Origin of the sequence: Agrobacterium salinitolerans, assembly GCF_002008225.1 — a bacterium.
Taxonomy (GTDB): domain Bacteria; phylum Pseudomonadota; class Alphaproteobacteria; order Rhizobiales; family Rhizobiaceae; genus Agrobacterium; species Agrobacterium salinitolerans.
Map to the genome: position 1 here is coordinate 339,279 of NZ_MRDH01000037.1, position 21,216 is coordinate 360,494.

The following is a 21,216-nucleotide window of genomic DNA, read 5'->3' on the forward strand; positions in this document are numbered from 1 at the left end:
ATTTTCCTGCGAATTACTCGACGAAAACCCGCACGCTCGAGGCACGTCCGTCGGCGTCGATCACCGTGAGTGTGGAAAATCCCTGACCTTCGGGCCGCCATTCGCTGTTGCGGCGATGGGACGCATTCGGCAAAGGCAAACCGTTGGCGAGCCAGCGAAAAGGTGCCCGCCCGCCCTGCAGCTTCAGCACCAGCGGCGAGATGCCTGACTGACTGGAAAGCTCCACGCGCGCGCCCTCGGGCGGGTAAACGATGCGCGGGGCGCTTTCACGTCTTGAAGCAGAAAGCAGGCCGCTGGCCGTCGTGGTGAAACGGCGCTGGTTGGCGGGGAGGTCATTGACCGCGACCCGCGCGACACCGGAAGGTGCGGCCGGCATCGGCGTGATCGCCACGCCGGATTTTTCGAAAGCCTCGAACAGGATCGGGGCGGCCGTCGCATAACCGGCAATGCCCGGCACCGCGCCATTGTCGGCCCGGCCGACCCAGACACCAACTACATGCCGCCCGTCATAACCCACCGACCAGGCATCGCGATAGCCATAGCTGGTGCCGGTCTTGTAGGCGATGCCGCGCTGTTTCATGCCGAGCGGCGGCAGCACGCCGGACAGGATGTCGGAGATGTTCCAGATCGCCGCATCGGAGAATAAACGGTCGCTCTCCAGCCGTTCCGGGGCGGAGCGGACACCGTCTCCAAGCCGCACGGGATCGCCGCCGCCGGCAAGCCCCGCATAAAGCTGCACCAGATCGACCAGCGAAATACCCGCGCCGCCAAGGGCGATGGCAAGCCCGGGCGCTTCATTGGCGGGAAGTGCGAGTTTGACGCCCACCCGCCGGAACCGCACCATCAGCGCCGAGGGGCTGACCGCATCGAGCAGCTTGACGGCAGGAACGTTAAGCGACAGTTGCAGCGCCTGCCGGATGCTGACATCGCCCTGATAATGCATGTCGAAATTGCGCGGCCTGTAGCCGGAAAAGTCGGCCGGGCGGTCTTCGATGATGGTTTCCTGTCCGACAAGACCGTCTTCGAAGGCAAGGCCGTAGATGAATGGCTTGAGGGTGGAGCCCGGCGAGCGAATGGCCCGGCTCATCTCCACGAAACCGCGTCTTGCCGTATCGAGATAGTCCGCCGACCCCACTTCCGCCAGAATATCGCCGTTCTGCGCATCCGCCATGACGATGGCGACGGAGACCCTGTCGCCGAGCTTTTTCGCAGCATGGCGGGCGACACCCTCCAGCTCCCGCTGGATCGGCAGTTTCAGCGTGGAGCGCACCGCGGCAGTATTTGGGAATTTCACCCGCGCGGCGACGGCCATATGCGGCGCATAGGCCGGAAGATCGCGCCGGCTGGAAGGCGTATTCGCAAGAGCCGCACGTTCCGCCTCCCCCTCACCCACGACGCGCTCGACGGCAAGCCGTTGCAATACGCGCTCGCGCGCCTGTTTCGCCGCCTCTGGAAAACGATCCGGGCGTCGCTTTTCCGGCAATTGCGGCAGCGCCACCAATAGGGCCGCCTCCGCCGTATCGAGCCGGCCCGGTTCCTTGCCGAACCAGGCGAGGCTTGCGGCGCGAACGCCTTCGAGATTGCCGCCATAGGGCGCGATATTCAGATAGAGATCGAGGATTTCCGCCTTGGTGAGTCGCCTCTCAATCTGGAGCGCGCGCGCGGCCTGCAGGAATTTCGCCGAAAACGACCGATCGGCGCGCGGCTCGATCAGCCGCGCCACCTGCATGGAAAGCGTCGATGCGCCGGAAACGATCCGGCCGTTGCTGACCAATTGCCAGGCGGAGCGCAAAAGCGCGAAGGGATCGACGCCGTGATGCTCATAGAAACGCTGGTCTTCATAGGCCACCAGCATGCGTAGGAACAGTGGGTCGACTTCGGCCGCCGTGGTTTTCAGTCGCCAGCGGCCATCGGGTGTCGCAAAAGCACGCAAAAGCTTGCCGTCGCGGTCCAGAACCTCGAAGGAGCGTTGCTGCGCAGCGTCCAGCGGCGGCGGATAGGCCTTGTCCAGCGCATCGAGACCGAAGGCCGCGCCGCCCATAAGCAGAGCGACCGTCATGATGCCGACAATGATCGCCTTGCGTCGCCTCATGGGTTTGCCGAGCGCACCTCCATGCGGCCGGTTGCCGTGCGGGCGGCAAATTGCGGCCGGTACATATCCTCAACCGAAGCTGCCGGGTGGTCATAGGTGCCTGGAGTGACGGCGCGGACCACATAGGCCAGCGCAATTTCCGAACTGTCGCCGGCCGAGCGGTCGAAGGCCGCCACGAAACGGTCGTAGCGGAATTCGGTATGTGCCGCTTCCGTTTCCGGCAACCAGTCGAAATTCGAAAGCGCTGCCGAATTGACGAGGCTCGGATTGTCGATTTCGAAACCGGAGGGCAACAGATCCGTCACCAGAATGCGCGACTGCCAGTTATTCTGCGGTACCACATTCAGCACCACGACGTAACGCTCGTTCTGGATCACCTCGCTCGGGTTCACCTCCTCGCCATCCATGGAATAATAGGTGCGGGTGATGGTGAAGCCTTCGCCGCCTGCGGCAAGCGGCTGCGCCGGCGGCGCCACCGTGGTGACGACAGCCGTGACCGGATCGGCCGAGGCATTGGCGATCTTCAAGGGGGCGGCCAGCAATTCATCGCCGCTCATCCGCTTGCCGAAGCCGCCGGTCTGCAAGTCACCGTTCACATCCAGGCGAATATCCTTGTCCTCGCCTTTCACGGCGCGGGCGGCCAGCAGCATCCATGCCTGTTCCTGGGTGCTGGTATAAGGCTTCTTTTCCCATTCCTTGGCCACGGCACCGGCAAGCTGCGGCACGACGGCCGGAACCGGACGGCTTTCCGCCGCAAGCGCCAGCGTCGCCGCGCCATCACGTAGGGCAGAGCCATAATCGGCGCGGGCGAAGCTGACATTGGTGGTGCGGCTTGCCATGTCGAGCGAAGCGCCGAATACGGCCTTCGAACGGGCCTGATCGCCATAAAGCGAAAGGGCGGCAGCAACCTGCGCCTTGGCGAGCGGCGTGGCGAAATCGGCCAGCGCCGTATCCGCGTAATATCTGAGATCGTTGATCGCCGCCTTGCGGTTGCGCGCCAGGACATAAAGCGAATAGGCGATCTCGTTGCCGCGATCCTTGACATTGCTGTCATAGGAAAGACCGTTCTGCAGGTTGTTCAGCGCCTGTACCATGGCGGCTTCGGGCACATCGTAATTCTGCTCGCGGGCGCGGGTCAGGAAGTCGGTGATATAGCCATCGAGCCACAGATCGCCGTAACCGGGCGACCAGAGACCGAAGCTGCCAGAACTCGACTGGAAGGACAGCACGCGGTAGATCGCCTCCTGCACCCGCTTGCGGGTATCGGGGTCCTCAGCCATGCCGCTATCCTTCGTCAGCTCCGAAACGTAAAGCAGCGGCAAAGCGCGGCTCGTCGTCTGTTCGGCGCAGCCGTAGGGATATTTGTCCAGCATCATCACCAGCGCCGGAATATCGAAAGCGGGCGAGCGCGTCACGTTAACCGCGACGGAAGAGCCGAGAAGCATGCTATCGGCCAGAAGATCGCCGTTGATCGTCAGGCTGCTATTGGGCGCGATCCTGATTTCGCGCCGTGTCGTAACGGGCAGAACGGCCGGGCGCACCGGAACATTCAGCACCTGCTCCAGCGAGACACCCGATGCATTGGAGACCTTGATGGTGATCGCACCATTGCCGGGCTGTTCGCCCGTCAGCGGCACTGTCAGCGACGACTTGCCGCCTTTCTGAAGCGCGAGAGTTTGCGACATCTCGCCCTGATCGACCGTCAGCGCCGTATTACTGGTCACATCCAGCCGGTAATCACCGGCCTCGCCATCCGTATTGGCGATATCGAGCCGCAATTGCGACACATCGCCGGGTGCGAGGAATTTCGGCGCGCTGGCCGTGACAACGACAGGATCGCGAATGACGGCATCGGAAACCGCATGCCCCACGCCTGTCTTCGTCCAGGCCACCGCCATGATGCGGGCCGTGCCGTTGAACTGCGGAATATCGAAGCTGACTGTCGCCTTGCCGTCAGCGTCAAGTTCGACCGGACCGGCAAAGAAAGCCACGAGCTTTTCCGTGGGTGGGCTGCCCTGAAGAGCAACCTGTCCGCCGTCACCGCCGGTGCGCAGCCGGCCGGTGGCGCCAAGTGAACCGTCGATCAGGCGGCCGTAAAGGTCGCGGATTTCCAGTCCCAGCCGACGCTGGCCAAAGTACCATTCATCCGGCTTCGGCGGCTCGTAGCGGGTAAGGTTCAATATGCCGACATCGACTGCCGCAACGATGGCATAGGCCTTTTCGCCCACGTCAGCGCCGGCGACCGTGATCGGAATTTCAAGCGGCTGGCGCGGCAGCGTTTTCTGCGGCGCGCCAAGCGTGACGGCAAGTTTGCGCTCGGCCGGATCGACGGCGAGCCATTTGATGCCGATGGCGCGCATCGGCATACGGCTTTCCTGCGCATCGCCCGGGCGGAACAGCGTGGCCGTGACATAAGCGCCCGCGCCCCATTCCTCGGTGACCGGAATATCGATCTCGCCGCCATCCGTTCCGATCTCGGCATTCTGAACGGAAATCAGCTTTTCTGAACCGGAAGTTACCATCAACTCGCCGGCAAAACGCGACGAAATCTTGAGTTTGGCCGTATCGCCGATCTTGTAGCTCTGTTTGTCGAGAGCGATTTCCAGCGCATCCGGCGTTTCCGTCGAGCTTGCCTCGACATAAAAACCGGCATCGAATTCAACGCTGGAAACCGGCGCGCCATTGCCGGCGCCCTCCACTTCCAGCCGGTAGCGGCCCCAGGTGACAGGCACGGAAATCTCGCCACCATTGGCATCGACGGACAGGGTGCCGGTTTCCTGCTGCTTGGTATATTCCACCGGCTCGTAACGCCAGGAGTTACCCTGACGATACCATTGATAGTTCCGCTCTACCTTGATGAGTTTCCAGGTCAGGCCATTCATCGCCTGTCTGGCGCCGTCGGCACTGACGCCAATGATGTGGAAACGACCAACGGAATTTTGAGCGAGATCGCCGGAAAATTGCGGTTTGATGCCGATGACAGGCGCATCCGCCTTGATAGGCAGCGTCAGCGAGCGCTCGACGGCACGGCCCCCGGCCTCTTGCATGCGCACGGTGATGTTGGCCGAAAGAAGCTGGGTAGTGGAAGGCAGATCGGTCAGATCGACATTGAAGCTAGCCTTGCCCTCTTCATCCAGATCAGGCAGATCGGCAAGCGTGGTGCGGTTTTCCTCTTCGCTCTCCTCATCGGCCAGACCGAAGAAATAACCTTCGAAATCGGCGCTGGTGCGCGTCGGCTTGATGGCGATCTCGCCTTCCAGCGTCAGGCCGGCGGCGGGCGCGCCATAGAGATAACGTCCATCGACGTCGATTGCCGTTTCCGTGCCCGGATCGATTTGTTTCGCCTTGCTGGAGAGGTCGAATTCCGCCCGGTCAGGCACGAAATCATCGACGAGGAAACTCTTTTCGCTGATCGCAGCCGTTTTCGGGTCGGTGTGGATGCGCAAAGTCCAGGTGCCGCGCATCGCATTTGCCTGCAATGGCAGATCGACCGTATGGCCGCCCAGCGCCTTACCATCGCTGACGAAACGCCGGTCCTCGACGCCATCAGGGCGCGAGAAGATGAAGGTGAGCGGAAGATCCTCGATTGCCTTGCCGTCGACGTCGCGGGCAAGCGCTGCGGCGTGCACGGTCTCGCCGGCGCGGTAAATGCCGCGCTCGGTCCAGCTGAACACGTCGATGGCGCCGGGGGCTGCACGGCCCGTCACGCCACGATCCGAAAGATCGAAGCCAGCGCGGGTCATGTCGAGGAAGACGTAATCCTTGTCGCCGTTGCGCGCCGTCAGGATTGCCGGCGCCTGTGCCGCGGTACCGCGCATCAGGCCGGCCGAGAACACCGCACGCCCATCCGCGTCGGTCTTTGCCGTGCCCAGCACCTCGTTATTCTTGGCGAGCAGTTGCAAATCCACATCTGCCAGCGGCTTTGCGCTGCCAAGGGCGCGAACAAAAACATTCAGACCATCGGTTCCGGCATAGGTGGTGATGCCGGTATCGGATACGAGGAACCATTGCGTGGCGCGCGAATCCCAGGTTTCCGGTGCTACGCCCGGCGGCACGGCGGTCAGCACATAGATTCCGGGCTTGCGCTCGGGCAAGGCCTCATCCACCGGGAAGCTCGTTACCACATCCTTGTTGAGATCAGGCTGGATATCGATCGACCCCTGCCAGACAAGCTCGCCGATCTCGTTTTCAATGCGGTCGGCATTATAGCCGTCCATTTGCGTCAGAAACTGCGAGTTTGAAAGAAGCGAGGTGATATTGCGGTCGCCGACGCGATAAAGCTTCAGGTCCGCCTTGTCGGCATTGACAGAAACGATTGGAATGCCGCGGCGGGCCGTGCCCGGCAGCACGAAATTCTCGCCGGTAAAGCGAACGCTGGCGGCGCGGTCACGCACATAAATATCGAGATCGACCTGCTTTTCCAGTGGCTCTTCCACTGAAGACGGCAGGCCGGCGCGAAGCGCGATCTTGTAACGCTGACCATGGGTCAGGCCTTCCACGCAAATCTCGCTTCCCTTCGCCTCGATGGCCTTGGGAGCGGCCCCGTCCAGCGTGACGAACGAGGAATAATCGACACCGTTCTTCACCAGCGGCTCGGAAAATTGCACGCAGGCGCGCGGGCTGATACTGTCCGTATCCACGGTATTGTTGATGACGCGGAAACCCTGACGCGTGCGCAGATCGGCATAGGCGGCCTTTGTCCGCGCATTGTCGGTAAGTGCAAGGCTCTCCTTATAAGCACTGAGCGCCGCGCGATAATTCTGGGTTCGCTCAAAAGCCTTCGCCAGCCGGTTCAGGGCCTCGGTGCGGGCGCTGACCGTGCGGCTCAGCTGATAGGCATTGATGGCGGCAGACGCCGCCTGCCCGGCAATGGAATAATTATCAGTAACCTGCGCCGCCTTTTCCGACAATTCCGCCCAGAGCGCGCCATCGTCAGGCGTGATAGCAAGGGCCTGTTTGTAGGTCGTGACGGCATCGGGAATATTGCCTGCTGCTGCCTGCTGCCGCGCGATCTGCACAAGGGCTTCCAGGCCCTGTTCGCCCTCGCCCTCATTCGCCGCAAGGCCGGATTTCAGCCGGCGCGCTTCCTGCTGCAGGCTGTCGGTCACAAAGGACAGGCGCTGCGGCGCGCCGATATCGGCTTCCGTGGCCACTTCCACGATCTTCCCGGCCACTGCGCCGGGGAAGGCGTTCAGCTGATTGAAATCCGATTTGAGGAAGCACCATTTCACCTTGGGATTGTAGGTGAAGGCCTTGCAGGCGGTATCGCCGACGCAAATGTCGCCGCATTGCTCCAGCGAGACATTCTGCTCCGTCCTCAGATCGAAGCCGAAATAATCGCCGTTTTGGGTCGTAACGACCTTGCGGGAGGGCTCCGCCGCCATGGCTGGCGGGAAAAACAGGGCGGTGGAAACCGCAACCAGCGAAATCCGGACGAGCGCGCGCAACGACATCAGTTTTCTCCCCGCAACAGACATGTCGGGCGGGACTCTGGTCAAATCCACGCATGGTTGTCAACGCATCTTCGTCAATTCGCGACGCGCAATGTGCGAAGACGGCTAAGCGGGAAGGTCAGTCTTCTATTTTTCGCGCTTCCGAAATCAGCATGATCGGCACACCGTCACGGATCGGATAAGCAAGCCTGGCGCTTTCGGAGATAAGCTCATTGCGGGCGCGGTCATAGGAAAGGCGCCCTTTCGTCAAAGGGCAGACCAAAAGCTCCAGGAGCTTGGGATCGACATTGCTCATCCTGTCGTCCATGGCGGCGATCCTATTGCAGCACGTTGCCGCCCTCGCCCGATCCCTGGGCGAGGACGATCTCGGTGATGGCGATCAATGTTTCGGCCCGTGTCTTCAGGTCAGGCGCTTCCAGCAGTGCCTGTTTTTCAGCCGGTCCGAAGGGAGACATCATGGAAAGCGAATTGACGAGAACGCGATTGCCCGCCCTTTCCACGCTTTCCCAATCCGCTTCCAGCTGGTTGGCCTCCAGAAACGAGCGGAATACCCGCAGCAGGTTTTCACGGTCCACCGCATCCTCATCGTATTCGCCGGAAAGATCGGCGATGAAAGGCGCATGCCGGAAGCTGCGATAGGGTTTGCCCGCCTCCACCTCTTCCAACAGACGGAAACGGCACACGCCGGTGAGCGAGATGATATAACGGCCATCACCGGTTTCAGAAAAGGACGTGATGCGGCCGAGGCATCCGACCGCGCTCAGCGGACCGCCCTCAAGCCCCGCCTCGATGACATGCAGGGCGGGCTGCACCATGCCGATGATGCGATGGCCGGACAATGCCCAGTCGATCATCGCGAGATATCGGGGCTCGAAAATATTGAGCGGAAGATGGCCTTCCGGTAGAAGAAGCGCGCCCGGCAATGGAAACACCGGCACGGTTTCCGGCAGATCGTCGTTCTTCACATATCTCGCATTTCCGACATGCATGGGAATCACGCCCCCTGTTCACTGCTGCCCGGCCGGCGGATCGACCGCCACAGCCGGGATATGCCCGCACTACGAAAACAGTATCGCCGAAAGCTTCCTGCGGCCGGCAACGGTTGCCGGGTCCTTGAAGCCCCAGGCCTCGAAAAACTCCAGAAGCTGGCGGCGCGCGCCGTCATCGTCGAAGGTCCGGTCCTTGCGCATGACGTATAGCAGATGGTCCGCGGCCTCGTCGCGCCGGCCTTGAGCATTCAGCACCTTGGCAAGCTTCACCCGCGCCTCGTGACGATCAGGATCGAGCGCGAGCTCGCGCTCCAGCGCCACCGGGTCGCCGATCTTGCGGGCTTCCTCATATTGCGCGATCTTTTTCGAAACGAGCTGAATGCCCGCATCTTCGTTGAGTTCCGCAGGCAGCGAAGAGAGCAGTTCGCTTGCCCGCTCATATTGACCGGCAGCGATCATGCATTCGGCAATACCGGCAATCGCTGCCGGATTTTCCGGATCGGCTTGCATGACGGCGCCGAAAAGCTGCGCAGCACCATTAAAATCGCCATCCGCCAGAAGCTGCTTGGCCTCTGTCAGAACAGCCTCGATCTCGGCCTTGGGGTCGCCCGCGTCAGGCCCGGCGATCTTCTCGATGAACTGCTTGATCTGGCTTTCCGGCACGGCGCCCATGAAGCCGTCCACGGGCCGGCCGTCGGCAAAGGCGACGATTGCCGGAATGGACTGGATACCGAGCTGGCCGGGAATCGACGGGTGATCGTCAATGTTCAGCTTCACCAGCTTCACGCGGCCATTCGCCTCGTTGATGACCTTCTCGAGCACCGGCGTCAGTTGCTTGCACGGGCCACACCAGGGCGCCCAGAAATCCACCAGTACCGGCTGGCGACGCGATTCCTCTAAAACGTCCCTGGAGAAAGCCGCCGTCGTGGTGTCCTTGATGTGGCCGGAGGCCGCACCGTTCAGCTCGCCATTATGATGGGCACTTGCAGTCATCTGCCCGCTATAGGAACCGCCGTAAGGATTATTGTCGCCGCTCATGCCGGTCTCCCGTAAACTTCTGTCATCTGGCTTATTTGAAGCAAAGATCGTATCTCACTCGCTGACTTTCAAGACAAGCGGCGCATGTCCGGTTGCCTCGAGAAAGCGAATGAGATCTTTGGACGCGATCGTTGTCGTCTGGTCGTTGGAAAGCGGATGGCCGTTCACCAACTCGTTTTCCAGAAGATCGCTGTCGAGCACGAAGGTGACCTGCCTGTCCGTGTCGTTGATGGCGCCGAACACTGTCACCGAGCCCGGCACGACGCCCAGATATTCAAGCATCTTTTCCGGTCTGCCAAAGGACACACGGCTTGCCGCACCGATGGTCTTGTGAACGCTTTTCAGATCGACGACCGCGTTTTCCTCAACGGTCAGAACGAAATACTGATCCTTCTTGTCCTTTACAAAGAGGTTCTTTGTATGGCCGCCGGGAATGAGGTCGCGCAGCGACTGGGATTCGGCGACGGTAAACACCGGTTCGTGCTGCTTCGTGCTGTGGGAAATGCCGAGTCCGTCGAGAAACTCGAACAGCTCCGTTGCCGTCTTCCGGGAATTTTCCGCCATATCCTGCCGCCTGTCTCTGCCGATTCCACAATCCTTGTTTCCTGATTAAGCGGGCAACCGACGCTTGGCAACGCAGGAAAAAACAGCGAGATGAAAAATTCTCAATCATTTCCGCCGCTTGTCGCATTTCTCAAAGAAATTTTCGCGTTTTTGTCATTTCCCTGTTGCATTCCAAAATCGATTGAGCGATATAGCGCCCGTCGCCGCTTGGCGGCCCACGGTTCAGCGAACTACCCCGGACCGGTGGATTTGAGCGGGTGTAGCTCAGGGGTAGAGCACAACCTTGCCAAGGTTGGGGTCGAGGGTTCAAATCCCTTCGCCCGCTCCAAATTTCCCTAAAGATAGAATTGCCTTCTAAATATAGTCGTTCGCGCGCGGCGCATCGTTCCGTGTCGTGCGGCTTGAAATTTGGCCTTCGCAGCCGCCTATCCGCAGAGCGCGACGGAAATTATTCCGCAAGCGGAACTTATGCGGAAGATGTCCGTTTCAGACGCGAGGCTCCTAACCTCAGTTCCCCTCTGATTGCCCGCCTTGAGCGGGCATTTTTTTGCCGATGTCGCTGGAACAGCTTATGTGCACAGCACGTTCTCCTGCGTTGTTCAACGTGGGGAAGAGCCATGTCCGCATATCCCAGAAGAATTCTCTTGATTGCCGCATTCGCCGCCTCGTCGATACCCGGCACATCGCATGCCGCCGATACCACGGTTTATCGTGAGGAACGGGTTTTACCGCACAAAACACATCATCAACCGCAACGGATCGAAAATACCTATTCCAATCCCGTACAAATGAACTGCACCGAAAATATCGTGTCCTATCGCTCCCCTTATGAACGGCACACGGAACAGGTCACGCTCTGCCATCCGCCGCTAAATTGGCGAACAGGACCGTCAACAGCAACAATATGGTCGCCTTGATCTTGCCATAATTCTTTCAATGTGCTTTTGTGCAGCCGCCCTTGTGGGAGGGGGTAGAGGTTGAGACCCGCTGGCTGCATTTTTGCAGTAAGCGGGTTTCCCTTTTTTTGGGCGAAACTTGCTGGCAGAATCAATCGCTTCTCCGCCTCGGAAAAGCAACGAAACACGGGCGCAGAACGGCGCGGTCTGGATTTTTCAGATCAAGGAAAATGGTAGCGGGAGAGGGACTTGAACCCCCGACACGCGGATTATGATTCCGCTGCTCTAACCACCTGAGCTACCCCGCCACAGGGGAAACGTGACAGTCATGTGACCGACCGTTCCATCAGGATGAGCGGCTTATAAGGTGCCGCTCCCCAAAGTGTCAAGCGCAAGATGCGCAAAAAATTCGCTTTCCGCATCATGGCAAAAAGCGAATGGTTTCAGGCGGCAACCGGTTTTTCGAGAAGCGCCTTGAGCGACGCCTCGGCATCCACTGAGCGTTCCGACCGTTCGATGAAACCGCCGCCGTAAACGCGGGCATCGGCCCCCGGCGCGGAATAAAGCACGCAGGCCTGTCCAGGAGCGACACCGGCCTCCCCGGTCATCAGATCGACATAGATGCCGTTTTCGTCCGCATGCAGCACCGCTTCCGTCGGCGGGCGGGTGGAGCGCACCTTGGCGAAACAGGCAAAGCCCTGCCCGGCGTCGACGGCCAGTTCGCCGTCACCCAGCCAGTTCATGTCACGCAGATAGACCCGGCGGGTTTCCAGCGCCTCACGCGGGCCAACGATGACCCGGCGGCCGCGCGCATCGAGATGCACGACATAAAGCGGCTCCCCCGTCGCGACACCGATACCACGGCGCTGGCCGATCGTATAATGCACGATACCATCGTGGCGGCCGAGCACACGGCCGTCGAGATGAACGATATCGCCCGCCAATGCCGCATTCGGCTTCAGCTTGTTGATGATATCGGTATATTTGCCCTGCGGCACGAAACAGATGTCCTGGCTGTCGGCCTTCTTGGCGACGACAAGCCCCATCTCTTCCGCCAGCGCCCGTGTTTCGGCCTTGGAGAGGCCGCCGAGCGGAAAGCGCAGATAATCGATCTGCTCCTGCGTGGTTGCAAACAGGAACCAGCTCTGGTCACGGTCGCTGTCGATCGGCCGATAGAGCGCACGCCGCCCCGGCTGGCCGGCAACGGGATTGGGGCGCGATCGAATGTAATGACCGGTCGCCAGCGCATCGGCGCCCAGTTCCTGCGCGGTGGCGAGCAGATCGGCGAATTTTACCGTCTGGTTGCAGGCCACGCAGGGGATCGGCGTTTCGCCCATCGCATAGGCTTCGGCAAAGGGGTTGATGACGGTTTCGCGGAACCGCGCTTCGTAATCCAGCACGTAGTGGGGAATGCCGAGCGTTTCGCAGACCCGGCGCGCATCGTCGATATCCTGCCCGGCGCAACAGGAGCCGGCGCGGTGCACAGCGGCACCGTGGTCGTAAAGCTGGAGAGTTATGCCGAGGACATCATAGCCCTCACGCTTGAGGATACCGGCCACCACAGAAGAATCGACGCCACCGGACATGGCGACAACGATCCGGGTATCTTCCGGCCTCTTGTCAAAATCGAGCGTATTCACGTTTTTTCCCATCGTCAGTCATAACGGGGGTAAAGGCCCCGCCGCCTGTCGGTCATCCGTCGGGAGAAACCTGGCCATTCGTTGGCCGTCCTGTCTCATCATCCTGCGGATTTAAGGGCTGCATATAGAAAGGAATGGCCGCGCACGCAAGTATGGGGCGGAAAACCGCCCCGCAAAGCCGTCAGATTCGGGCTGGGACCCGGCCCTCAGGCGCCAGCCGTCTTCTGGCCGCTGCTGCCGAACCACTTGTCGCGCTCCCGCCACAGGGCTGGCAAGGCCAGCAATCCAATCGCCGTGACGGCGATCAGCGTCTTGTTGAGCTGCGACAGTTCTGCCGTGCGGCCGTCGAGATAATAGACGCCGTAGACGATCGCCACATGCCAGACATAGACCTGCAGCGAATGGCGGCCGAGCAATTGCAGGAACTTCAGCGACAGCACCCAGATGACGCCTTCGGCGATGGAACGCACGAGCGGACGGTGGTGCTTCGGACCGGCAATCACCAGCCAGGTCAAGCCGACGCCAACGGCGAGGAAGTTGATGAGATAGACCGGGCCGAAATCGGCGCGGATTTCCATGGTAGAGAATTTGCCCATCATGAAATCCGGCATCAGGCCCCAGGCAGTGGCGATGCGCAGCGGCATGAAGAACAGGCAGATGGCGAGCGCCGCTTTCGGCAACCATGTACGCTCAGGCGAGAAGATCGCCTTCCACGGAATGCGGTTCTGCGCCGTCATCGCGCCCATTACCAGCGCCGAATAGAATACCAGCTGCCAGCCGAGCAGGTTGAAGCTGACACGGATACCTTGCTCATCCGCCCCCTTGACGAGTTCGTTGAGCGGGGTCGTCACAATTTGCTGCAGGCCAAGCTGGCCCGCCATCCAGACCAGCAGGGAGCCGGCCATGACATAGGCCCACTTACCATCCAGACAAAGCTTCACCAGCACCGGCGCAAAGATCATGTAGACGATATATTGCGGCAGAATATCCATGAAGGTCGGCTGGAAGAGGAATGTCGCAATCGCCGCGAGACGCAGCGGATCGTCGAACGACGTCATGCCAAGCCAGTTGTACCAGATATAAGGCGCATGCGGGATGACCATGCGGAAAAACAGCACGGCGATGACAAGGCCCATGGCATAACGATAAAGCTCCATCGCGCGGTTCCAGATCATCTGTTTGCCGGCGTCATAGCCATATTTCATCATCTTGCGCGCATAAACCATGCCGATCAGCAGGCCGGACAGGAACACGAAACCCTGCGCGTCCTCGACAAAAGCAAACTGCCGGTGATTGATTTCCACCAGCCAGAAGCCGCCGGCAAACACCAGATGGTTGATCAGCATGAAGACGAGGAAGTAACCACGCATCCCGTCGATCAGGTCAAAGCGTTTCATCTCGATAGCTCTCCGTTCTCGCAGGGCCTGCATTGCCCGGCCATCCAGCCCGGCTTGGGAGGGGCCGGGTATGGATTGTCAACGCTGTTTCGCGCCTCAGGTTCCCTTTCCAAAGCGGTGTAGAACCCGCGCGAAAAGTCACATCGATGTGTGTGCCCTGTGGTTAGGACGCCGGGACTGAATGCCGGATGAATGAAAAAAGGCAATTGCGTGAAGCGGAAGAGCCATGCGCGGGTAACATGTCGCGACAAACAGGGCTAAAAACGTTGCATAGCAGGACGAAGCGGAATTCACCGCCGATGGCCGCGGGAGATATCACCCGTTAGATTTATCAGTCGTTTTTTTGACCGCATCTTTTTGTCCCTTAGCCGAGCGAGCGTCGGCGTGACCATGTTTTCCGCGAGCGTGACGAGCAAAGGCCCGGCGGTAACGAGAACCGCCGGGCCTTGATTTGTTAAATAAGCTACGATTCGTCAGGCGGCCGCCTGAATAGCGGCGACCTGCCAGTTATCGTTTCCGGGGCGGCGGACGAAGGTCCACATTTCCACCGCCTCAGAAGGCTGGTGCTCGTCACCTTCGATCACCTTGCCGGAGGTACGGTCGCGCATCACGTCGATGGCGGAGTAGCGCATAGCCACCGTTGCATAATCCTGGCCCTCTTCGTGCCATGCTTCGGCAACATCGCCCTGTAGCAGCGTCACATCGCGCACGTCGTTTTTCACGCCGCTGGTCGCGTTGTCGCTCAGTTCGTCGGCGAGATACGACATGGCTTCCGGCGTCGTCAGCTTGCGCAATGTGCCATAATCCTCGGCGGCATAGGCGGCCTGCACGTCTTCCAGCATTTTCTGGAAAGTTTCGAGATCGCCCTGGGTAATGCCGATTTCATCGCCTTCCGACATGGCATTGGCATGAGGCGCGGGGGCATGAGGCGCAGGCTTTGCCGTTGCGGCATTGGCGGCCACGCCGCCCGCAGCGCCGGCCAGCGCGCCGATCTTCGGAATCTTGAAGGAGGATGCAGCAGAACCCGGCTGCGAACCGCCATTATAGGAAGAACCGGAATGATCCCTACGCTGCGAGGCACCGGCCGCGCCGTAAGCGGGCTGGCCCTGACGGCGCGAGGCGAAGAAACGCATGGCGAGCATCACCAGAAGGCCGATCAGAGCCACCTGCAACAGCATACCGAAGAAACCGGCCATGCCGCCAAAACCGCCGCCCAGCAGCATTCCGAACAGACCGCCCATCAAGAGGCCGCCCATCAAACCACCCATCATGCCGCCGAACAAGCCGCGGCTCTGCTGCGGCGCCTGCGCGCCGGGACGGGCCGGCTGAGCAGCGCTCGGCGCTGCCTGATTGGTATTGGGAGTCATGCTGCGGTTTATCGGCGCGGTCTGGCCGGGTGCCGTGCTGGTCGAAGGCGGAGCGGAATAGGTCCGCGTGCCGCGGCTGCCGAAACCGCCGCTGGCGCGACGCGCTTCCGCCATATCAACCGCCACGAAAGACACCGCGATACCAAGCGCGGCGACTGCGAACAAACCCTTGAAGCGCCGAAAGGCAGCAAACATCGTTATCTCCTGTTGGCCGCCCTCCCATGAGCGGCATGTCAGCAGGCGATATAGCAACTCATGATCATCATTTTTAGAGCAGTTACCTTAAATTTTTCGTGATATGCAACCAATGCGATAGTCACATATATTCTGCGACGAAAGAGACACTGGATAAACGAAAAACCCGGCACAGGGTCTCCCCTGCGCCGGGCCTTATTGTCCCCTTGGGAGGAACGATATCAGTCGACGTTGAAGGTCAGCGGCTTGACCTGGCGGATCGCCGGGTTGGCGCGCAGCTTGTCGAGCACGGTTTCGGAAACCGGACCGTCGACATAAAGCAGCGCGATGGCGTCGCCGGCTTCCTTTTCACGGCCGAGCTGGAAGTTGGCGATGTTGACGCCAGCTTCGCCGAGCGTGGTACCCATGAAGCCGATCATGCCGGGAACGTCGGTATTGGTGATGTAGATCATGTGCGATCCGACATCCGCATCCATATTGATGTTCTTGATCTGGATGAAGCGCGGCTTGCCATCCGAGAAGACCGTGCCGGCAACCGAGCGGATCTGGTTTTCCGTCTTGACCGTCAGCTTGATATAGCCGTCATAAACGCCGGTCTTGTCGCGCTTGACCTCGGAAAGGATGATACCCTTTTCCTTGATCATCACCGGAGCCGAAACCATGTTCACATCCGCAACCTGGCTGCGGATCAGGCCGGCCAGCAGGGCACTGGTCAGTGCCTTGGTGTTCATGTTGGCGGTTGCGCCATCATAAAGGATTTCGATTTCCTTGGTGGCGCTTTCCTGCACCTGGCCGACAAAGGAGCCGAGAACATCCGCCAGACGGATGAAGGGCTTCAGGCGCGGCGCTTCCTCAGCCGTGATCGACGGCATGTTGATGGCGTTGGAAACCGCACCCTTGACCAGATAATCCGACATCTGCTCGGCAACCTGAAGGGCGACGTTTTCCTGCGCTTCCGTGGTGGAAGCACCGAGATGCGGCGTGCAGACGACATTCGGCAGGCCGAAAAGAGGGCTCTCGGTGGCGGGCTCGACTTCGAACACGTCAAAACCGGCGCCGGCGACATGGCCGGACTTGATGGCTTCGGCAAGGGCCGCTTCATCCACAAGACCACCACGGGCGCAGTTGACGATACGCACGCCCTTTTTGGTCTTGGCGAGGTTTTCAGCGTTCAGGATGCCGCGCGTCTTGTCGGTCATCGGCACGTGCAGGGTGATGAAATCGGCCTGGGCCAGAAGTTCGTCCAGCTCAACCTTGGTCACACCCATTTCCTGCGCGCGTTCCGGCGACAGGAAGGGGTCATAGGCAAGAACATGCATCTTGAGGCCAAGTGCACGCGAGCAGACGATGGAGCCGATATTGCCGGCACCGATGACGCCGAGCGTCTTGCCGGTGATTTCGACACCCATGAACTTAGATTTTTCCCACTTTCCGGCCTGCGTGGAGCTGTCGGCTGCCGGAAGCTGGCGGGCAACTGCGAACATCAGCGCAATAGCATGTTCGGCAGTGGTGATGGAGTTGCCGAAGGGCGTGTTCATGACGATGATACCGCGGCGCGAGGCGGCCGGGATATCGACGTTATCGACGCCGATGCCGGCGCGGCCGATAACCTTGAGGTTGGTCGCGGCTTCGATCAGTTTTTCGGTCGCCTTCGTGGCCGAACGAATGGCAAGACCATCGTAATTGCCGATGATTTCAGCCAGCTTGTCCTTGTCCTTGCCGAGTTTCGGCTGGAAATCGACTTCGACGCCACGATCACGGAAAATCTGGACGGCGGTTTCCGACAGTTCGTCGGATACGAGTACGCGAGGTGCCATGGTTTACGGGCTCCTTGAAAAGCGGTGCAGTTTTGAAAGCGGGGAATATGCGGCCCTGCATCAGCGCAGGGCCGGTATCGAAATCAGGCGGCAGCCTTGGAAAGTGTTGCCTTCTGCGTCTGGTAAGCCCAGGCGAGCCAGGGCATGACGGCTTCCATATCGGCCGTCTCGATGGTCGCGCCGGCCCAGATGCGCAGACCGGACGGGGCGTCGCGATAAGCACCAATATCCAGGGCGACATTTTCCTTTTCGAGCAGGGCGACTACGCCCTTGGCGAAATCGGCCTGTGCGGCGGCATCCAGCGCCTGCACCTCGGGATCGACGATCTTCAGGCAGACGGAGGTGTTGGAGCGGGTTTCCGGCTTGAGGGCCAGATTGGCGATCCAGTTATTCTTCTCGATGAAGTCGTAGATAACCTTGGCATTGGCATCGGCACGGCCGATCAGCGCCTTGAGGCCACCGAGGCTTTTCGCCCACAGCAGCGCGTCGATATAATCTTCAACGCAGAGCATGGACGGCGTGTTGATGGTTTCGCCGGTGAAGATGCCCTCGATCAGCTTGCCGCCGGAGACCATGCGGAAGATTTTCGGCAGCGGCCATGCGGGTGCGTAGTTCAAGAGACGCTCGACGGCACGGGGCGAAAGGATGATGACGCCATGGCCACCCTCGCCGCCCAAAACCTTCTGCCAGGAGAAAGTGACGACGTCGAGTTTCGTAAAATCCATGTCCTGCGCGAAGGCTGCCGAAGTGGCGTCGCAGATGGTCAGACCCTTGCGGTCGGCGGGAATGAAATCGGCGTTGGGAACGCGAACGCCTGATGTCGTGCCGTTCCAGGTGAAGACGACGTCACGGTCGAAATCGACTTCGGCAAGGTTCGGCAGCAGGCCGTAATCGGCCTCCAATTTGCGGACGTCCTTCAGCTTCAGCTGCTTGACGACGTCAGTGACCCAGCCAGCGCCAAAGCTTTCCCAGGCGAGCATATCGACGCCGCGTTCACCGAGCAGCGACCATAGCGCCATTTCAACGGCGCCGGTGTCGGATGCGGGAACGATACCGATGCGATAATCGGCAGGAACGTTCAGAACTTCACGGGTGAGATCAATGGCCTGCTTCAGCTTGGCTTTGCCAACCTTGGCGCGATGCGAGCGACCGAGCGGCGCATCGGAGAGAGCATCTAGCGACCAACCGGGACGCTTCGAGCAGGGACCAGAGGAAAAATGCGTATTGCCCGGACGGACGTCCGGTTTCACGATATCTGTCATTTGACTACCCTTCCAGATAGGCGCTCCACGTTAGGGTGGAGTGTCCTGACGCCGTTGCTATTCCTGTCGCCCATCCCAGTCAAGCGGAATATGTCGCTACGCAGAAGAATCTTGGTCCATATGCGTCATGCGCCGCGTCAGGTGCCGGTAAAACAAAACCGCCCGCACCCGGAGGATGCGGACGGTCTGAAACTACCAGCAGGGCGTGACGTTTATTTATAAACGGCAGGCTGCAGCGGAATATCGGCGGGCGGCATGTATTGTGCGGTATCGCAGCCGTTGAAGACATAACGGCCGCCGACGCGGACTTCGTGCGAATAAAGGCCCTTGTCACGGCCCGGACCGCCGCCATTTTCGTAAGCGAACATATCGCCCTTGTTGATGTGGCGGAAACGATAGCCGATATCGGCCTTCAGGTTACAGGTGACATCGATGGATGCGCCGGCCATCAGGGCGTAGGCGAAGCGCCATTTGCCCTTGCCGCCATGTTCGGTGGTCGGGTCGCAACCCAGGCCGTTGACGCTGCAGGATGTGTTGCGCAGCTTATCCCACTTGACGTAGGAGCCGCCGATACCGCCACCGACATAAGGCGTCACCCGCCCATAAGTGCCGAGATCGACATAGGCATTCGCCATCAGAGTATAGGCGCGAAGTGAGCTAAGGTCCTCTGAGACGCAGCGACCGGGAACGGAACCGCAGGAGCCACTCGTGGAGCCGCGGAAATCCGACTTACCCATATAGTCAAAGGTCAAGTCGCTACGGAAATAGTTGTTGAACTGATAACCGACGCCGGCGCCAATGACATAGCTGTCCTTGATCGTCGCGGTGTCAAAATCCGCGAGATAGCCGCCGGGGCCACCCTGATAATAATGGGCGCCGCGCAGCTTGTTGAAGGAATAACCGACGTCGCCGCGCAGGTACCAGCCACTCGCCTGGGTGACGGTCACTTCGGGTGCATCGACATAAGCAGGGGCAGGCTCGGCTTGATAGAGATCGGCAGCGATGGCGCTGGTACCGGTCAGCAGGACGGCCAGAAATCCGGCCAGGGCGTTTTTCATGACTTCCACTCCAGAAGAGACACATGCGGTTTCGGCGTCAGATGCCAGTGAATTCTTCAGTCATGAAGATTGTCGTAAAATGGTTAAGTCCCGATTAAAATGGAAACCTGTATTACAACAATCGTTACTGAAAATGGTAAACACACTGATACGGTTTGCGCTTTCTTAACCCTAAAACGCATAGGTTAAGGAAGTGCAAAAGCTATTGCGCTGATCCGGTTATGGATGGAAGCCTTACAAAATTCGGCATCTCTCTTTGCACGGAAGGCAGACGGCCCCCTGACAAAATGGCAGCGAAAAGCCGCGCAAGGCAGAAGAGATCGTGACAAAGTTCCGCCAGGTTGGCGTGCTGAATGCGCCGGACGGCACGATGGCGGAAGCGAACCTTGGGATTGCCGGCGAGAACGCCGACCCTATCTCTCGCTCCAACTCATCGTATAACGCGTACCCACCTTCCGGTCCGGGTGGGTATGTGTCTGATCGACACGGGCGCCGATGTTCTGCGCCATCGCCATGATCAGTTTCGTGCCCAACCCTGTGCCCTTCGGCGATATGTGCGGGTTCGACCCTATCCCGTCATCTTCCACAACCAGAATGAATTGCCCATTCTCTTCAGAGAGCTTGACCCGGACGGCGCCGGTTTGATCGGGGTAGGCATATTTGAGCGCGTTGGTCAGAAGTTCTGTGATGATGACGCCAAGCGCAACGGCATGGTCCGCATTCAAATCGACCTCACACAGCGACGTTTCAACAGTGATGGAGGAAGAGCCGGGCACGGCCTGAAACAGATCACCGATGATCGAGGTCAGATAGGAATTGAGAGAGACCAGGCCCACATTCGCGGTGTTATAGAGGCTGCGGTGAACGCCGGCGATTGCCGAAATCCTGCTCTGCGTTTCCAGCAACGCGGTTTCTGCTTCCTGCGACTTCAGGGTATTTATTTGTAGTCGGATCATGGCGGAAACCAGTGAGAGACTGTTCGCGACACGATGGTTCATCTCTTTCACCATCATTTCCGCGTGCTCTTTGGCCTTCACCAGCAAACGGTCGGCCTCCTCCTTCGTCTGGCGCAGGCGATGGTTTTCCAATGCCTGATTAATGGCTGTGAGCAGAAGCGGGAAGAAATCATCTCCGACATTCTTGATGACGTAGTCGGCGGCACCTGCCCTGAGCGCATCCATGGCGATCTGCGCCTCGTTGGACCCCGTCACATAAAGGATGGGAACACGCGCCGGTATCGTCTCGATAGCGGCGAGAAATTCCATGCCCGTCGCGGTTTGGAAATAATGGTCGAGAACGACGATATCGAACTGCCCGTTTTGAAAAAGCTCGAGTCCGGACGCCACGGAGGCGGCATGAACCACCTCCATTCCGTGGCGACCAAGAACGCGGCTCGAAAGCCGGGCCAGAGCCGGGTCGTCATCGACATATAAAACGCGCAGAGCCAT

14 protein-coding genes and 2 tRNA genes are annotated in these 21,216 nt (G+C 59.8%); 2 read left to right on the plus strand and 14 right to left on the minus strand.

Annotated elements, in window-relative coordinates; translation table 11 throughout:
• Window positions 1-13 precede the first annotated feature (13 nt).
• From pbpC to BS627_RS21975, 6 genes are all read right to left on the minus strand, one after another.
• Entirely contained in the window at window positions 14-2,092 is a 2,079-nt protein-coding gene (gene pbpC / locus BS627_RS21950) for a penicillin-binding protein 1C (protein ID WP_165691353.1), read from the minus strand.
• A complete protein-coding gene (locus BS627_RS21955) occupies window positions 2,089-7,545 on the minus strand; it encodes an alpha-2-macroglobulin family protein (protein WP_077985244.1) in 5,457 nt (1,818 codons plus the stop codon). The genes pbpC and BS627_RS21955 overlap by 4 nt, the downstream gene beginning before the upstream one ends.
• A gap of 118 nt (window positions 7,546-7,663) precedes the next feature.
• Window positions 7,664-7,852, minus strand: a complete 189-nt coding sequence (locus BS627_RS21960) for a Trm112 family protein (protein WP_003497541.1) — start codon at window positions 7,850-7,852, stop codon at window positions 7,664-7,666.
• A 10-nt stretch (window positions 7,853-7,862) separates the two neighbouring features.
• Window positions 7,863-8,534 carry an LON peptidase substrate-binding domain-containing protein gene (locus tag BS627_RS21965; RefSeq protein WP_162520637.1) on the minus strand — a complete coding sequence of 224 codons (672 nt, stop codon included), beginning with the start codon at window positions 8,532-8,534 and terminating at the stop codon, window positions 7,863-7,865.
• 69 nt (window positions 8,535-8,603) lie between these two features.
• The gene (gene trxA, locus BS627_RS21970; RefSeq protein WP_077985245.1) at window positions 8,604-9,572 is read right to left on the minus strand and encodes a thioredoxin; all 969 of its coding nucleotides are present in this window, start codon (window positions 9,570-9,572) and stop codon (window positions 8,604-8,606) included.
• 54 nt (window positions 9,573-9,626) lie between these two features.
• Entirely contained in the window at window positions 9,627-10,136 is a 510-nt protein-coding gene (locus tag BS627_RS21975; protein WP_077985246.1) for a prolyl-tRNA synthetase associated domain-containing protein, read from the minus strand.
• A gap of 253 nt (window positions 10,137-10,389) precedes the next feature.
• Between BS627_RS21975 and BS627_RS21980 the strand changes: the two genes are divergently transcribed.
• Both BS627_RS21980 and BS627_RS24390 read left to right on the plus strand, forming a co-directional pair.
• A tRNA-Gly gene (locus tag BS627_RS21980) sits at window positions 10,390-10,464 on the plus strand.
• A 289-nt stretch (window positions 10,465-10,753) separates the two neighbouring features.
• The gene (locus tag BS627_RS24390) at window positions 10,754-11,053 is read left to right on the plus strand and encodes a hypothetical protein (protein WP_131829435.1); all 300 of its coding nucleotides are present in this window, start codon (window positions 10,754-10,756) and stop codon (window positions 11,051-11,053) included.
• A gap of 210 nt (window positions 11,054-11,263) precedes the next feature.
• Here the strand turns inward: BS627_RS24390 and BS627_RS21985 are convergent.
• From BS627_RS21985 to BS627_RS22020, 8 genes are all read right to left on the minus strand, one after another.
• A tRNA-Met gene (locus BS627_RS21985) sits at window positions 11,264-11,340 on the minus strand.
• 135 nt (window positions 11,341-11,475) lie between these two features.
• Window positions 11,476-12,672 carry a tRNA 2-thiouridine(34) synthase MnmA gene (gene mnmA, locus BS627_RS21990; RefSeq protein WP_077985344.1) on the minus strand — a complete coding sequence of 399 codons (1,197 nt, stop codon included), beginning with the start codon at window positions 12,670-12,672 and terminating at the stop codon, window positions 11,476-11,478.
• Between the two features lie 206 nt (window positions 12,673-12,878).
• Window positions 12,879-14,069, minus strand: a complete 1,191-nt coding sequence (locus BS627_RS21995) for an OpgC family protein (protein WP_077985247.1) — start codon at window positions 14,067-14,069, stop codon at window positions 12,879-12,881.
• Between the two features lie 473 nt (window positions 14,070-14,542).
• The gene (locus tag BS627_RS23990) at window positions 14,543-15,631 is read right to left on the minus strand and encodes a Tim44 domain-containing protein (protein ID WP_089153281.1); all 1,089 of its coding nucleotides are present in this window, start codon (window positions 15,629-15,631) and stop codon (window positions 14,543-14,545) included.
• A gap of 221 nt (window positions 15,632-15,852) precedes the next feature.
• The gene (serA, locus tag BS627_RS22005) at window positions 15,853-17,448 is read right to left on the minus strand and encodes a phosphoglycerate dehydrogenase (protein ID WP_046799887.1); all 1,596 of its coding nucleotides are present in this window, start codon (window positions 17,446-17,448) and stop codon (window positions 15,853-15,855) included.
• A gap of 83 nt (window positions 17,449-17,531) precedes the next feature.
• Window positions 17,532-18,710 carry a phosphoserine transaminase gene (locus BS627_RS22010; RefSeq protein WP_077985248.1) on the minus strand — a complete coding sequence of 393 codons (1,179 nt, stop codon included), beginning with the start codon at window positions 18,708-18,710 and terminating at the stop codon, window positions 17,532-17,534.
• Between the two features lie 212 nt (window positions 18,711-18,922).
• The gene (locus BS627_RS22015; RefSeq protein ID WP_077985346.1) at window positions 18,923-19,768 is read right to left on the minus strand and encodes an outer membrane protein; all 846 of its coding nucleotides are present in this window, start codon (window positions 19,766-19,768) and stop codon (window positions 18,923-18,925) included.
• A gap of 413 nt (window positions 19,769-20,181) precedes the next feature.
• Complete coding sequence (locus BS627_RS22020; RefSeq protein WP_077985249.1) at window positions 20,182-21,216, minus strand: sensor histidine kinase; 1,035 nt, start codon at window positions 21,214-21,216, stop codon at window positions 20,182-20,184.

Excerpts from the sequence above, each read along its gene's own strand:
- BS627_RS21955 (WP_077985244.1), bottom strand. The coding sequence starts at position 7,545 with ATGTCGTTGCGCGCGCTCGTCCGGATTTCGCTGGTTGCGGTTTCCACC.
- BS627_RS22015 (WP_077985346.1), bottom strand. The coding sequence starts at position 19,768 with ATGAAAAACGCCCTGGCCGGATTTCTGGCCGTCCTGCTGACCGGTACC.
- BS627_RS24390 (WP_131829435.1), top strand. The coding sequence starts at position 10,754 with ATGTCCGCATATCCCAGAAGAATTCTCTTGATTGCCGCATTCGCCGCC.
- BS627_RS21965 (WP_162520637.1), bottom strand. The coding sequence starts at position 8,534 with ATGCATGTCGGAAATGCGAGATATGTGAAGAACGACGATCTGCCGGAA.
- pbpC (WP_165691353.1), bottom strand. The coding sequence starts at position 2,092 with ATGAGGCGACGCAAGGCGATCATTGTCGGCATCATGACGGTCGCTCTG.
- BS627_RS21995 (WP_077985247.1), bottom strand. The coding sequence starts at position 14,069 with ATGAAACGCTTTGACCTGATCGACGGGATGCGTGGTTACTTCCTCGTC.
- serA (WP_046799887.1), bottom strand. The coding sequence starts at position 17,448 with ATGGCACCTCGCGTACTCGTATCCGACGAACTGTCGGAAACCGCCGTC.
- trxA (WP_077985245.1), bottom strand. The coding sequence starts at position 9,572 with ATGAGCGGCGACAATAATCCTTACGGCGGTTCCTATAGCGGGCAGATG.
- BS627_RS21960 (WP_003497541.1), bottom strand. The coding sequence starts at position 7,852 with ATGGACGACAGGATGAGCAATGTCGATCCCAAGCTCCTGGAGCTTTTG.
- BS627_RS22010 (WP_077985248.1), bottom strand. The coding sequence starts at position 18,710 with ATGACAGATATCGTGAAACCGGACGTCCGTCCGGGCAATACGCATTTT.
- BS627_RS22020 (WP_077985249.1), bottom strand. The coding sequence starts at position 21,216 with ATGGCTCTGCGCGTTTTATATGTCGATGACGACCCGGCTCTGGCCCGG.
- BS627_RS23990 (WP_089153281.1), bottom strand. The coding sequence starts at position 15,631 with ATGTTTGCTGCCTTTCGGCGCTTCAAGGGTTTGTTCGCAGTCGCCGCG.
- BS627_RS21975 (WP_077985246.1), bottom strand. The coding sequence starts at position 10,136 with ATGGCGGAAAATTCCCGGAAGACGGCAACGGAGCTGTTCGAGTTTCTC.